Annotated in this window: 10 protein-coding genes; 6 read left to right on the forward strand and 4 right to left on the reverse strand. The window is 62.8% G+C overall.

Annotation, left to right across the window (positions count from 1 at the left end; all coding sequences use genetic code 11):
• Position 1 precedes the first annotated feature (1 nt).
• Positions 2-1,183 carry an acetyl-CoA C-acyltransferase gene (locus ACQ3C8_RS08730; RefSeq protein WP_428851305.1) on the forward strand — a complete coding sequence of 394 codons (1,182 nt, stop codon included), beginning with the start codon at positions 2-4 and terminating at the stop codon, positions 1,181-1,183.
• Positions 1,184-1,274: 91 nt separating this feature from the next.
• Here the strand turns inward: ACQ3C8_RS08730 and ACQ3C8_RS08735 are convergent, their stop codons facing one another.
• On the reverse strand, positions 1,275-1,793 hold the full coding sequence (locus ACQ3C8_RS08735) for a DNA-deoxyinosine glycosylase (protein ID WP_428851306.1): 519 nt from the start codon (positions 1,791-1,793) through the stop codon (positions 1,275-1,277).
• Positions 1,794-1,807: 14 nt separating this feature from the next.
• Entirely contained in the window at positions 1,808-3,715 is a 1,908-nt protein-coding gene (htpG, locus tag ACQ3C8_RS08740) for a molecular chaperone HtpG (RefSeq protein WP_428851307.1), read from the reverse strand.
• A 605-nt stretch (positions 3,716-4,320) separates the two neighbouring features.
• Between htpG and ACQ3C8_RS08745 the strand changes: the two genes are divergently transcribed.
• Positions 4,321-5,604, forward strand: a complete 1,284-nt coding sequence (locus ACQ3C8_RS08745; RefSeq protein ID WP_428851308.1) for a YadA-like family protein — start codon at positions 4,321-4,323, stop codon at positions 5,602-5,604.
• Positions 5,605-5,989: 385 nt separating this feature from the next.
• Here ACQ3C8_RS08745 and ACQ3C8_RS08750 read toward each other — a convergent pair whose 3' ends face one another.
• Entirely contained in the window at positions 5,990-7,450 is a 1,461-nt protein-coding gene (locus ACQ3C8_RS08750; RefSeq protein ID WP_428851309.1) for a PLP-dependent aminotransferase family protein, read from the reverse strand.
• Positions 7,451-7,662: 212 nt separating this feature from the next.
• Between ACQ3C8_RS08750 and ACQ3C8_RS08755 the strand changes: the two genes are divergently transcribed.
• The 3 genes from ACQ3C8_RS08755 (at position 7,663) to ACQ3C8_RS08765 (ending at position 10,382) form a co-directional block, all read left to right on the forward strand.
• Positions 7,663-8,592, forward strand: coding sequence for a DMT family transporter (locus ACQ3C8_RS08755; RefSeq protein WP_428851310.1), 930 nt, complete (start codon positions 7,663-7,665; stop codon positions 8,590-8,592).
• Positions 8,593-8,627: 35 nt separating this feature from the next.
• A complete protein-coding gene (locus ACQ3C8_RS08760; RefSeq protein ID WP_009521213.1) occupies positions 8,628-9,089 on the forward strand; it encodes a RidA family protein in 462 nt (153 codons plus the stop codon).
• 93 nt (positions 9,090-9,182) lie between these two features.
• The gene (locus tag ACQ3C8_RS08765; protein WP_428851311.1) at positions 9,183-10,382 is read left to right on the forward strand and encodes a PLP-dependent aminotransferase family protein; all 1,200 of its coding nucleotides are present in this window, start codon (positions 9,183-9,185) and stop codon (positions 10,380-10,382) included.
• 30 nt (positions 10,383-10,412) lie between these two features.
• Here the strand turns inward: ACQ3C8_RS08765 and ACQ3C8_RS08770 are convergent, their stop codons facing one another.
• Entirely contained in the window at positions 10,413-12,812 is a 2,400-nt protein-coding gene (locus ACQ3C8_RS08770; RefSeq protein WP_428851312.1) for a ShET2/EspL2 family type III secretion system effector toxin, read from the reverse strand.
• A gap of 357 nt (positions 12,813-13,169) precedes the next feature.
• Here ACQ3C8_RS08770 and ACQ3C8_RS08775 point away from each other — a divergent pair, with 357 nt between their 5' ends.
• Positions 13,170-14,840, forward strand: coding sequence for an L-lactate permease (locus ACQ3C8_RS08775; RefSeq protein ID WP_009521216.1), 1,671 nt, complete (start codon positions 13,170-13,172; stop codon positions 14,838-14,840).
• Positions 14,841-14,963: the final 123 nt, after the last annotated feature.

A 14,963-nucleotide genomic window follows, 5' to 3' on the forward strand; every position in this document is an offset into this window, starting at 1 on the left:
CATGCGCGAAGCCGTTATCGTTTCCACCGCCCGCACGCCGCTCACCAAGGCACACCGTGGCGAGTTCAACCTGACCGAAGGCCCGACGCTGGCCTCGTACGCGGTACGTGCCGCCGTCGAGCGCGCCGGCATCGACCCGGCCAGCATCGAGGACATGATCCTCGGCTGCGGCTATCCGGAAGGCACCACCGGCCGCAACACTGCCCGCCAGGCCGCCCTGCGCGCAGGCCTGCCGGTGAGCGTGTCCGGCACCACCATCAACCGCTTCTGCGCCTCGGGCCTGCAGGCCATCGCCAGCGCGGCCGGCCGCATCATTGTCGAAGGCGTGCCCGTGATGGTGGCTGGTGGCGTGGAAAGCGTCTCCATGCTCAAGACCCGCGACGACGGCAAGACGGGCATCGATCCATGGCTGCTGCAGAACAAACCCGAGCTGTACCTGCCGATGATCGACACTGCCGACATCGTCGCGGCCCGCTATGGCATCTCGCGCGAAGACCAGGACCTGTTCGCCCTGCGCAGCCAGCAGCGCACCGAAGCCGCCCAGAAGGAAGGTCGCTACGCGGACGAGATCATCGCCGTCACCACGACCATGGCGGTGACCAACAAGGAAACCGGCGAAACCACGCACCGCGAAGTGACGGCCACGGCCGACAACTGCAACCGCCCGGGCACTACGCTCGAAGGCCTCGCCAAGCTCGCGCCGGTGAAAGGTCCTGACAAGTTCGTCACCGCTGGCAACGCCTCGCAACTCTCTGACGGGGCATCGGCCTGCGTGATGATGGAAGCCAAGGCGGCCGAACGCGCCAACCTCGAACCGCTCGGCGCCTTCCGCGGCTTTGCCGTGGCCGGCTGCGAGCCGGACGAGATGGGCATTGGCCCGGTGTTTGCCGTGCCACGCCTGCTCGAGCGCCACGGCCTCAAGGTCGAGGACATTGACTTGTGGGAACTGAATGAAGCGTTCGCCTCGCAGGCCCTCTACTGCCAGCGCCGTCTCGGCATTCCCGATGAGCGCCTCAACGTCAATGGTGGCGCGATCTCCATCGGCCACCCGTTCGGCGTCACGGGCGCACGCCTGACTGGTCATGTGCTGCTGGAAGGCCGTCGCCGCAAGGCCAAGTATGCGGTGGTGACGATGTGTATCGGCGGCGGCATGGGCGCTGCGGGGTTGTTCGAGATTTTCTGAGATGGCAGGCGCGGGATGGCACGATCACCATCCCGGCTGAAAAGATCAGAATGGACGCCGTGTCATTGGGGAGACCCAAGGCACGGCTTTTTTATGGCTTTCCGTCGCGCACGGGAGCATCCAGCCATGGTAATACCGCCTGCCATGCTGCGAGTTTCTCAGCATACGCCAGCGTATAGGCCGGGCTGCTCGACGGCAGTGCCAGCGTGGCGTACGGCATGCCATGCTGTGCCAGCGCTTTCATCCCGAGCCGCGCCGCGGTGCCGCCATTGAATGCGATCGCGCGAAGGACGGGCAGCGATGCGGCGAACCCGGCGAGATCGTTGCCGGCATGATTACGGATTCGGCTGTCCAGGCTGCCTTCCCGCCGCGCCTCCGCCACCACGTCCCACAGGCCGACACGATGCCTTAGCAGGGTATCGAGCCGCTCACGATAGGCCATGCCGGCCAGGTCGACGTCAAGCAGATCACCCATCAGCTTCCAGAAACGGTTCTGCGGATGCGCGTAGTACTGGCCCTGCACGAGCGACGCTTCGCCTGGCAGGCTGCCGAGGATGAGCACGCGGGTGTGCTCGTCCACGACAGGAGGGAAGCAGCGCTTCAGCGTCACTGGGCAGACTTCACTCAGCCCAGCAGCCGGTTGACGCGCTTTACATAGGCGGCGGCATCGTCCAGCGTGCCGCCTTCTGCCAGCAATGCCTGGTCGAACAGAACGTGCATGCGGTCGGCAAATGCATCGGCGTCTCCATCTACCAGTGCGGCAACCTTCTGTACCAGCACATGCTCGGGGTTGAGCTCGAGAATCGGCTTGGCGGCGGGAGCGTTCTGCCCAGCCTGCTTTAGCATGCGCTGCAGATAGCCGCTCATGTCGCCTTCATCAGAGACGACGCACGACGGCGACTCGGTCAGGCGGAAGGTGATGCGTACCTCCTTGGCCTTGTCCTTCAGTACCTCCGTCGCCTTTTCAACCAGCGGCTTGAACTGCTCGGCGGTCTTCTCGTGTTCGGCTTTTACGGCCTCGTCTTCCATCTGGCCGAGGTCGAGGTCGCCACGTGCGACGGACACCAGCGCCTTGCCGTCGAACTCGTTCAGGAACGACAGCATCCATTCATCCACGCGGTCCGTCAGCAGCAGCACTTCGATGCCCTTCTTGCGGAAGACTTCGAGATGCGGGCTGGCACTGGCGGCCTGCCAGCTGTCGGCGGTGACGTAGTAGATCTTGTCCTGACCTTCTTTCATGCGGCCGATATAGTCGGCAAGCGAGACTGTCTGGTCGGCGCTCTCGCCATGCGTCGAGGCAAAGCGCAGCAGCTTGCCGATACGCTCCTGGTTGGCGTGGTCTTCGCCCATGCCTTCCTTGAGCACCTGGCCAAATTCGCGCCAGAACGTCGCGTATTTTTCGCGCTCGGCAGCATCCTCGCTGTCGGCCATCGCCTCCAGCATGGAGAGCACACGCTTGGTGCAGCCTTCGCGAATCGCCCTGACGTCGCGGCTTTCCTGCAGCAGTTCGCGCGAGACGTTCAGCGGCAGGTCGGCAGAATCCACCACGCCGCGCACGAAGCGCATGTACGTTGGCAACAGTTGCTCGGCGTCGTCCATGATGAACACGCGCTTGACATACAGCTTGAGGCCGCCACGGCGGTTGCGATCCCACAGGTCGAACGGTGCGCGCGCCGGGATGTACAGCAACTGCGTGTACTCGCTGCGGCCTTCGACCCGATTGTGCGTCCACGCCAGCGGCTTGTCGTTGTCGTGCGAAACGTGCTGGTAGAACGAGGCGTACTGCTCATCGGTGATCTCCGACTTGGGTCGCGTCCACAATGCGCTCGCCTGATTCACGCTTTCCCATTCGTCGGTCTGGCGCATCTCGTTCTTTTCGCTATCCCACTCCTCTTTGAGCATGCGGATGGGCAGCGAGATGTGATCCGAATACTTGCGGATGATGGATTTGAGCCGCCACGCGGAGAGGAACTCGTCCTCGCCTTCGCGCAGGTGCAGCGTGATGGTGGTGCCGCGCTCGGGGCGCTCGATGGCCTCCACGCTGAACTCGCCGTCGCCGGCGCTTTCCCAGCGCACGCCCTCGGTCACCGGCAAGCCGGCACGGCGCGATTCGACCGTGACCTTGTCAGCCACAATAAAGGCGGAATAGAACCCTACGCCGAACTGGCCGATGAGCGTCGCGTCCTTCTGCTGGTCACCGGAGAGCTTCTGGAAGAACTCCTTGGTGCCCGACTTGGCAATGGTGCCGAGATGCTGGATCGCCTCGTCGCGGCTCATGCCGATACCGTTGTCGGTAATCGAAATCGTACGGGCTACCGGGTCGAGGGCAATCTTGATCGCCAGTTCGCCGTCGCCCTCCAGCAGGATCGGATCGGCAATCGCTTCGAAGCGCAGCTTGTCCGTGGCGTCCGACGCATTCGAAACCAGTTCGCGAACGAAGATTTCCTTGTTGCTGTACAGCGAATGGATCATCAGTTGCAGAAGCTGCTTGACTTCGGCTTGAAAACTCATCGTTTCCGGTGATGCGACCATCGTTATTCCTCTCACGTGCTTGTCAATGACATGACGGGCGCCGTCTTCAGCACCCACAGAATTCTGCTCGCCAGATAGGGGCGGCGACACCAATTTCAAGCCCCTGCTGACAGGGCTGTTCGTCCTTCCGTCGTCCGGTTACCTCGAGACCGTACAGGGCACCCGACCGCTCAATGTACGCACCCAACCAGTACTACCGGTCGAGGGCGCCAAGCCATCCGGGATATTCGCGGCACATTGCCCGACACCAGCTGCCGAATCGGATTAGCCGGAACGCCTCCAATTTCACATTATTTTTCAAAAACCATTTAATCCACCCCAAAACAACAATATCTCAAACAACACTCACGCATTTTCGTAAAAAAATAAGTCGATTCTTAATAAATTGCAAACAAAAGCAAAAATAACCTAAATCACAAAATTATAAGAATTATCTTATTTCTCACTTCGCTAAAAAAATCTAGTCTTCAGCCAGAAGAAAGAATTTCTTAAGAAGCCCTAAAACAGAGGCCCATACGCGAATCCTCATGCCACGGAAATTTAATATTTTTTACATTTTCTCATCCGCAGAAAATGTTTTTCTCAACACGACAAGGAGATTGAAAATGTCGAAGAAACACTCTCACCGCATTCTCAAACTGACCATTTTGAGCGGCTCCGTCCTGTTTTCATCGCTCGCCATGGCTCAATTCACCACAACGATTGGCGGCGCCTTTGCAGGCGGCACTGTTAACCCGGTCGCCGGTCCTGGCTCCATCGTGATCGGCAACCGCGGCTCGACCAACAGCCCTAATCTGCCAGCCGCGAATGCGAGCGATGCCATTGTCATCGGCCAGAGTGCCACGCAGGCTAATACCCAGTACTCGATCGCCATTGGGCGAGATGCCGCCGCTGGCGGCGGGCAGGCCGCAGTCGCCCTGGGATGGAATGCGCTCGCCAGCGGCACCAAGGCAGTCGCCGTCGGTTCCAATGCCGTCGTCACGGGCGAATCTGGCGTTGCCATGGGCCGCCGGGCGCTCGCCCTCGCCAACGATACGACCGCCGTGGGCGGCTTTGCAACCGCAAGTCAGGTAGGCGCCACTGCGGTGGGCAATCTCTCGGTCGCTTCCGGCGTCCGTTCGACGGCGCTGGGCATCCAGTCGCAAGCCACGGCGGACAGCTCACTGGCGCTCGGCGATACCGCCATTGTCGCCAACGGCGCCACCAGCGGCATCGCCCTCGGCACCAATGCCCGCGCCAACCACGCCAATTCGCTGGCGCTCGGCGCGAATTCCGCAACCTCCGTGGGCGCGCAAGCAAACTACACGGCTTACGGCCTGGCAGCGCCGCAAAGCTCCGCCGGCGAAGTTTCCTTCGGCTCGGCCGGCGCAGCCCGCACGCTCACCAATGTTGCCGCTGGCCAGGCCGCAACGGATGCGGTGAACGTGTCGCAGCTCAACCAGGTGGCGCAGAATACGGCGACCAGCCTGGGTGGCGGCGCTTCCTACGATCCCACGACCGGCGCATACACTGCACCGACTTATAACGTGGCCAATGCCACCTACCGCGACGTCGGCAGCGCGCTGAATGCGCTCAACAACAGCGTGGTATCGCAGGGCCGCGCCTATACCGACGAGCAGATCGCCAACGTACGCAGCGAAGCCGCGCGCGACCGGCGCGAAGCTCGTGCTGGCTCGGCAGCCGCCATGGCCGTGGCCGGCCTGCCCCAGCCGACGCAGCCGGACAAGAACATGGTGTCGATGGGCGCCAGCGTGTTCCAGGGCCAGAGCGCAGTCGCGCTGGGCCTCTCGCGGGTCACGGCCGATAACCGCTGGGTGATGAAGGGGGCGGTGACCTCGACCTCGCGCGGGCAGTTTGGTGCGGCGGTTGGGGGCGGCTATCAGTGGTAAATCGACGGGCATCACACCGCTCATTCAACACGCAGAAACCGGCTCGTGGCCCGCACCACGGCCGGTTTTTTATTCAGACGCTGCTGAATTGAAACTTGTGGCATCCTGGAAATGAAGGCACAGCCCTATTCATTCATGGATACAATCGGAAGGACAGTTTTTTGCAATAGAAATATCAGAATTGCAAAAAATAGCGAAGTAACAGAGCAGCAGAGGCCTCAGTCTTTCGCCCGTATTATTTCTGGCCGACTGCCGCACCTGAATATCAAGACACTCCACAACTCCTTTCAACCGCTCATTTCCTCACGCGATATTGGACGGAGACGAGGCATTCCATTCAATGGCTCTGTTTGGAATATACCTCCGTCCCCCATGCCATGGCTTCTCATGCCAGCCGCTCCAGCTGCCCCGCCAGAAACCGCAGCATGCCGGGATCGCTGCTAGTGGCAACATTGAAGCGCATCCATCCGGATGGCATCTGTGCAGGAGAAAACAGGCTGCCTGGGGCAAACAGGTAGCCATGCTCATGTCCAGCTGCGGCGATGGTGTTCGTGTCACTGCCGGTATCGGCCCAGAGATACATGCCGGCCGACTGGCTGGAGAACATGCGCAGGCCGAGGCGCTCCAGCCGCCGGCGCGTGTCGTCGCGCGCCCGGTCAAGCTGGCCGCGCATCCGCTCCACATGCTTGCGGTAATGGCCTTCGGTCAGGACCTTGTATAGCACCCGCTCGTTGACTTCCGGCGTGGCCAGCCCGACCAGCAGCTTGGTATCGGTCAATGCCTTGGCCACTTCCGGATGGCACGCGATAAAGCCGACGCGCAGGTTGGCGGCCAGCGTCTTGGAAAAACTGCCGAGATAGATCACGCGGCGCAACTGGTCGAGGCTCGCCAGGCGCGTGGCTGGCATGGCTGGCGGGCACAGGTCGCAGTAGATGTCGTCCTCCACCAGCAGGAAGTCGTATTGCTCGGCCAGCTTCAGCAACTGGAAAGCCTTGGCGGGAGATACGCACACGCCGGTCGGATTGTGCAGCACCGAGTTGAGCACCAGCAGCCGCGGACGCGTGAGCTGGACCGTGCGCTCCAGCGCCTCCAGGTCGGGACCATCCGGCAGGAACGGTATGCCGACAACCTGAGCCCCCTGCGAGGCAAAGCGCCCGAACATCAGGAACCATGCCGGATCCGTCACCAGTACGGTATCGCCGGGCCGTACATATAGACGTGCAATCAGATCGAGGGCCTGGGTGATGCCCGTAGTCATCACCAGCTGCTCCGGTGCGGCGCCAATCTCCAGCTCCGACAGATGCAGTTGCAGTTGCTGGCGCAACGGCAGAAAGCCTTGCGGGGTGCCGCTGACCAGGAACTGGTTGCCATTCTGCCGGCCCAGCGCACGCAGCGCCTGCGTGATCAGGCCGCCGTCGAGCCAGTCGTTGGGCAGGAATCCCATGCCGGGAGCCTTGGCGCTTTCCGCCGAATGGAACATGCTGCGCAGCAACCAGGCAACATCGATGGAACTGGCGGGCATGGCCACCGGCGCGTGCTCGGCCGGCAATGCCGAGCGCGCGCGGACATAGAAGCCGGAACCGCGCCGGGATTCCAGGTACCCTTGTGCCACCAGACGCTCGTAGGCCTCGACCACGGTGAAACGCGAAATGCCCTTGTCGGCAGCCAGTTGCCGGATGGATGGCATACGCATGCCGACGCGGAACACCCGCTCATCGATACGCAGACGTGCCCACTGGGTCACCTGCTCGACCAGGGTCATTTGCTCCGATGGCACCAGATCGGGCATATGGGCGGTCGCCTCCACGGCAGATGCGGTCCGGGCTGCGGATTGAAGATCAGTCATTTGCATGTCCTTGATGTCCTTGCTCGGGTGCAAGGCACGGCGCATCGGGCGAACAACCTGGGTAGGTCGCATGAAAATAATTGCGACATGAACCCGGCGCCCTGCGGAACGTGGCGGCAACTGTACAGATAATGTTTTGACAAACTGTACAGGTACTGTACCGCCGTTATTGCATACCATCAATGACATTGCAACCCTGCAAGCCGGCTTTCATGAACCATCCCCGCACCCTCGAGTACCGTGGCCTCTGGCTGGGATTTGCCGGCGTGGCGATCTTCAGCATGACATTCCCGTTCACGCGCCTGGCGGTGGCGGAACTGGATGCGACTTTCGTCGCGCTTGGCCGGGCGGTGCTCGCTGCGCCGCTGGCGATCTGCCTGCTTGCGGCACGCGGCGCACTGCGGCCGGCACGGCTTCCGCGCGGGACGCAGTGGTACCGGCTGATCGGTACGGCGCTGGGCGTCGTTGCCGGCTTTCCGCTGGCATCTTCATGGGCCCTGCGGGATGTCCCGGCGGCCTACGGCGGCATTGTCGTCGGCCTCCTGCCGCTGGGTACCGCGGCCTTCGGGGCGCTGCTGGCGCGCGAGCGTCCCTCGCTTGCGTTCTGGATGAGCGCAGTCACCGGCAGTGCCATGGTGCTTGCATTTGCGATGTGGAATGGCGGCGGAGCATTGCGACCGGCCGACTGGATGCTGTTCGTCGCGGTGTTCTTCGGTGCCTTCGGCTACGCGGAGGGCGGCAAATTGTCCCGCGAACTGGGCGGGCCGGAAACCATCAGCTGGGCGCTCGTGATTTCGCTGCCAGTGCTGCTACCGGTCATCGGCGGACTGGCGTGGACGCAAGCCGACAGCCTCGCACGTGCGTCGTCGCATGCCTGGCTCGGCCTGGGGTATGTGACGGTGTTTTCGTCGTTCGTCGGGTTCCAGTTCTGGTACCGTGGGCTGGCGCTCGGGGGCATCGCGCGTGTCAGTCAGATACAATTGCTGCAGCCATTTATGACACTGGCTGGCGGGTGGCTGCTGCTGGGCGAATCGATGGATGTCACGACCATCCTGTTCGCCCTTGCCGTCATCGCCGTGGTAGCAGCCGGCCGGCGTGCGCCGGTGGTGCCGGCGCCGCACGTTGCCACATCAAATCCTTAAAACAAGAATCACCGACCAAAGAAGTGGAGATTAGAATGAGCGTTTCTGTTTACGATACCCTGGCCCGCCTGAACATCACGCTGCCGGCCGTATCGGCACCCGCTGCCGCCTACGTGATGGCAACGCAGTCGGGAAATACAGTTTACCTGTCGGGCCATATCGCCCGCCGCGATGGCAAGCCGCTGGTCGGCAAGCTCGGCCAGACCATGACGACCGAAGAAGGCAAAGAAGCCGCGCGCAATATCGCCATCGACCTGCTGGCTACGCTGCACGCCCATACCGGCGACCTGAACCGCGTGACGCGCATTCTCAAGCTGACCAGCCTGGTCAATTCGACCACCGAGTTCACCGAACATCATCTGGTGACCAACGGCGCCTCGGAACTCATCGGCGAGATTTTTGGCGACAACGGCAAGCACGCACGCTGCGCCTACGGCGTGCCGCAGATTCCGCTGGGCGCCTGCGTCGAGATCGACATGATCGCTGAAGTGGCCTGATTCCGAACACGTATGACGAAGCGGGTCCGCTCCCGGATCCGCTTCCACCCTGCTCCACGTTCGACCCTAGACCGACCCCACAAGAGACTTCCAATGGATGCTCCGCTACGCCCGACCTTCTCCCGCCGTGCTGCTGCACTGACCAGCTCGGCCATCCGTGAAATCCTCAAGATCACCGAGCGCCCCGAGATCATCTCGTTCGCCGGTGGCCTGCCTTCGCCGGCGACCTTTCCGGTCGAGGCGCTGCAGGCGGCCTGTGCCAGGATCTTTGCGGACAATCCGCACGCGGCGTTGCAGTATGGTCCGTCGGAAGGTTACGGGCCGCTGCGCGAGTGGATCGGGAAGCGTCATGGCGTGGCACCCAGCCGCGTGCTGCTGACCACCGGCTCGCAGCAGGCGCTCGACCTGATCGGCAAGATCATGATCGATGCTGGCAGCCCGGTCCTGGTGGAAACGCCGACCTACCTCGGCGCCCTGCAAGCCTTCTCGCTGTTCGAGCCGAATTTCGTTTCCGTGCCATCGGACGAATCCGGCCTGCAACCGGAAGCACTCACCCCTGAACTCACGGCAGGCGCCCGCTTCCTGTACGCGCTGCCGAATTTCCAGAACCCTACCGGCCGCCGCCTGCCGCTGGCACGCCGCCAGGCGCTCGTGGAGCGCGCCCGCGCGCAAAACCTGCTGCTGGTGGAAGATGACCCGTATGGTGAACTCAGCTACGGTGGCGACCAGCTGCCGTCGCTACTGTCGATGAATCCGGATGGCGTGATCTATCTCGGGTCTTTCTCCAAGATCCTCGCACCGGGCTTGCGGCTGGGCTACATCATCGCGCCTGAGGATATCCTGTTCAAGCTGGTGCAGGCCAAGCAGGCCGCCGACCTGCATACGCCGAGCTTTACCCAGCGCCTGGCGTGGGAAGCCGTCCATACGGGCTTGCTCGACCAGCATATCCCGGCAATCCGCGCGCTGTACGGTGCGCAGTGCCAGACCATGCTCGACGCCCTGGCCGCGCACATGCCGGAAGGCGTGACGTGGACCCGTCCTGAAGGCGGCATGTTCATCTGGGTAACGCTGCCCGAGGGCATGGACAGCCTGACCATTCTCGAGGCAGCCATTGCGTGGAATGTGGCATACGTACCGGGTGCGCCGTTCTATGCAAACAACCCGTGTACCAACACGTTCCGCCTGGCTTTCGTGACGGTGCCGCCGGAGCAGATCCAGCGCGGCGTGGCGATCCTGGGCGAAGTCGTGCAGGCTGCCCTGGCCGCGCGCAAGCCGGCTGCCGCCATGGCGTGATCCAGCCGGGCCGGCCACGGGGCTGGCCCGCTACTTCGCCTCCGACATGGCGGCGAGCACTAGAGACCAGGGCGCACCCCGCTGTACGTCTACCACCTGCATGGCATTGCGCGCGTCACGAAATTCGGCGCGCCGGCGACGATAACGCTCCGCGTAGCTATCGCTGGCCCGCAGTGCATCCTCGCACGCGGCGCGTCCGCGCGCGTCTCCCCCACGCCAGAGACGATACTGCTGGCTGGCCGGCAGCCCCGACATCCTTAGCAGACACGCGTAGGCATTCAGCCCTCTGCGCGCCCGCAGGAGCGCAACGATGCACGGCATGCCATCGCGATCGTCCGCTCTATAGACCGCCTCCCGCTGTGCCATGGAGAGCGGCAGCGTAGCAAGCCAGCGGCAAAGCGGCTCGACTGGCAGACGTTTGTCCAGCAGAACTGCGAGTAGCGACCTTCCGGTGGCATCGTGCGTACAGAGCACTTGGGTGAGTTCCACGGCTGGCAGCTGCAACTGCCGCATGGCATTGGGCAACCAGGTATGCCGCTCGCCACTGCCTGGCATCCATGCAGCATGGAAAAGCGGATATGGCAGATCGTGCCGCTCGGTGAGCAATACAACCTGCTGGGCGGGCTGCAGGCCAATCCGCTGCAGGAACGCCATGCAGTTCTGACGCAACGCCGTCGATACCGCGTCCACCCGCCGTGCATGTATCGGGGCGCGACAAGCATGTTGCAGCACCTTGCGCGCGAGCAGCATGCGATAGGACGACGACAGGCCGAACCGGTCGGCAATGTGCGCAACCGCCGCGGCGACATCCACTCCATCGCCACGGGCCAGCAGTATACAAAGCCAGCTATCACGATCCCGGCTGCATTCGGTCAGCAGATCGAGCACCTGCTCGGGCGCAAGGCTGCATCCGGTGCCTGGCGCAAGGAGCCGGCCGATATTGTGCCGGGCGCATGCGTGCCCCAGGCTGCGCCAGAACAGCCCCGGGCTGTCGTCGGAGCGCTTCTGGAACAGGTTGAACTGCATGGCGGGCGATAGTTCGGCAGCCTCGAGGAGCCGCTGCACAGCTTCGATCCGCTGCCTGTCACCCTCCCGCAACGCATCGCCGATGCTATGACCACGCCAGTCAGGTCGGTCGCAACGCACGTCGAACCATGCCGTCAGCAACGCATGCCGCGCCTGCTCGGGCAACGCGCGCAAGGACTCCGCGCATGCAGCCTGCAAGGCGTCGGTACTGCCGGTATCGAAAAGATGATGGAGGATGTCGAGCGTCATGCTGCCCGGCACGATCGTGATATCCGTGGATGTCCGTGGGCGGTCATCCAGCACGAGGCTGACGGGCGCCGTGTAATAGGCCATGCGCTCACGTGCGCCCAGGAAGTCATCTGCCATCAGCACGGCACACTTGGCCGCGTCGCCGCGGCTAACAGTGCGCACATGCCGAGCCGGATGACGGGTATCGAACAGCGTCGTGACAAAACGCCTATCGCCTGCTTCGGATGTCTTGATCTGCAGCCCCAGCACCAGCGGATGGCGCGCCGCCAGCAGGACGCGCACGGCACGGGACTTGCCACTGCGCACCGTCTCCGTAAACGCCTCGCACAGGTAATTGCCCCACTCGGCGTGGGGCAACAGGGTACGCCGCCCCTGCTGCAGCAAGTTCCGGAAGCCAGCCTCCAGCGCATGGCCACGATCGGCGACATCCTGCACCGTGGCATTCCCCGAAGCAACCGGATCCGCACCGAGAAACCGCGCCGCCCACCACATGGCAAGCTGCGTTCGCGGCAGCGCAGCGATTGCAGGAGACATCACGGGCGGCAACACACCGTGCGCACGTATGGACTGGTATGGCATGAACTTCTTTTCTTGCCGCCACTCCGGCATGAGAGGAATTTGTTCCCCTGCAGCGCGCCAGCCGACCGCGACAGCATCGCTGGTTGACCGGGCGGCATCGAACGCCCAGCACCGGCTGGCGATGGCGTGCATCAACGACGCGGGCGGCCCTGCACTGAATGCAATGCCATGACTGGCGAGGTACGCCAGAAAACGCGTGGTGCAGAAAATCCTTCGCGCATCGAATGCGTTTGCGCCATGCTCCGCTACGAACAGACGCATCACCAACGCGACGGCATGCGCTGCGATCTGACCATGCGGAGCGGGGGATGGATGAGCGCAAGCTGCTTGCAAATGCTGCCGCACGACTTCGAGCGCTTCGCGCGGCGTGCGCGCAGAATCTGCCGCCAGCACCGCAGGAGGACTGGCGGCATAGTCGTGGCGCGTACAAGCCAAGGGCGGCGGCGCCTGGCCCAGGAACAGCCGGACAAATGCAGTCACGTTACGCGGATGGATCATGGCATGGCTGATCAGCATATCCACCATCTGCTCGGCTGCACGCCATGCCTGTACCTGCCCGGGCGAATCCTTCGGCATCGGATGTCCATCCGGGGATGAGGCGCGTGTTGCGGACCACGGGTACGAGCAGTTTGACGAAAACATAGTCTTCCTCCCGTATCTGACAATCGACACACCGCGCCGCGCCGTTCAAAGCGCAGCAAGTCCCCGAGGCTATGGATAACGCACGTTGACTCCAAGTAAACGATTGCAAACTGAACAGGCTGCTTCGCGCTTGCTGACAAACCCTGGCTGAGGCCGCTGCGCCGCAGCAACAGTCCCTACAGTTTTTTCTTGCAAGGCGTGGCGTCTTGTCCGAGAGTCATGCGCAGAGCACCGATGTGTCCTGCGGCGCACAGTCCGGCCGCACATCAATAGCCAGGGAGAATATCCATCATGTGGAGTCAGATTTACGATCCGTTCAGCAATATGGCGTTATCCACGCTCGTCGCCGGCATCCCGATCGTCGTCCTGCTTGCGGGCATCGCGTTTTTCCATATCCAGGCGCACATTGCCGCGGCGCTCGCCCTCATCACCGGCATTATCGTCGCAGCCTTTGCCTTCGGCATGCCGGTGGAAATGGCCAGCAAGGCAGCCGGACTCGGTATTGCCTCGGGCCTGTTCCCCATTGGCTGGATCGTGCTCAACATCATCTTCCTGCATCGCCTCACCACGCTGAATGGCTCCTTCAAGGTGCTGCAGAACTCGATATCCGGCATCACCGAGGACCGGCGCCTGCAATTGCTGCTCGTGGCCTTTGCCTTCGGCGCGTTCTTCGAGGGCGCCGCCGGTTTCGGCACGCCGGTCGCGGTTACCGGCGCCATCCTCATCGGTCTGGGATTCTCGCCGCTGGCAGCCTCCGGGCTGGCGCTCATCGCCAACACCGCGCCGGTGGCTTACGGCGCGCTCGGTGCACCGGTTATCGGCCTGGCTGCGGTCACCGGTCTTGACCTGCTCCAGCTGTCGGCCATGATCGGCCGGCAACTGCCCTTCTTCTCGGTACTCGTGCCGTTCTGGCTGATCTGGGCCTTCGCCGGTTTTCGCGGCATGCTGGCCATCTGGCCGGCAATTCTCGTCACCGGCGTCAGTTTTGCGGTGCCGCAGTTCCTGGTCTCCAACTTCCATGGCCCCTGGCTCGTCGACGTGATCGCCTCGCTGGTTTCGATGGGATGCCTGACGCTATTCCTGCGCGTGTGGCAACCCAAGGAAATCTGGCGCACGACCAAGCTGGCCGGCCGCAATGACGACTCCAAGGCGGAAGATCCGGAAGCGGCCGCCGCCGAACTGCGCAGCGGCGCCGCCAATATCTCGGTGGCGCGTGCCTGGCTGCCGTGGATCATCCTCACGGTATTCGTCTTCCTGTGGGGCATTCCGCAATTCAAGAAACTCGTGGACGCGTTATGGGCGTTCAAGTTCGCTATCCCGGGGCTCGACCAGATGGTCGTGAAGATGCCGCCGGTGGTGCCCGCTGCGCACCCGGAGGCGGCAGTGTTCAACTTCAACCTGCTCTCGATGGCAGGCACAGGCATTCTCGTTTCCGCGCTCGTGGGCGGCCTGCTGATGGGCTACTCCATTCCGCGTCTGTTCAAGGAGTACTGGAACACCATCAAGCTGGTGAAGTACTCGCTGCTGACCATCTGCGCCATGTTCGGCGTCGGCTATCTCACGCGCTACTCCGGGCTCGACGCGACGCTCGGCCTGGCCTTTGCGCATACCGGCGTGTTCTACCCGCTGTTCGGCACCATGCTCGGCTGGCTGGGTGTGGCGTTGACAGGTTCCGACACCGCCTCCAACGTGCTGTTCGGCGGTCTGCAGAAAACCACCGCCGAGCAGCTGGGCCTGTCGCCGATTCTCATGGCCTCCGCCAACAGCTCGGGCGGCGTGATGGGCAAGATGATCGATGCGCAGTCCATCGTGGTAGCTTCGACGGCGACCAAATGGTACGGGCACGAAGGCACGATCCTGCGCTATGTGTTCTTCCACTCGCTGGTGCTCGCGCTGCTGGTGGGCGGGCTGGTGACGCTGCAGGCGTATGTGGATCCGTTTACGAGGTTGGTGGTGCACTGAGGCTGGCGTCCAGTAACAGCCAGAGACACAACCTGATATCCGGAACGGCTCCTGCGGGAGCCGTTTTTTATTGGTCGAGCAGAACCATCTCTGCTTCATCGGATGCACACAGGAGATGCTTTG

The organism is Imbroritus primus (assembly GCF_964332355.1).
Classification (GTDB): Bacteria; Pseudomonadota; Gammaproteobacteria; order Burkholderiales; family Burkholderiaceae; genus Imbroritus; species Imbroritus primus.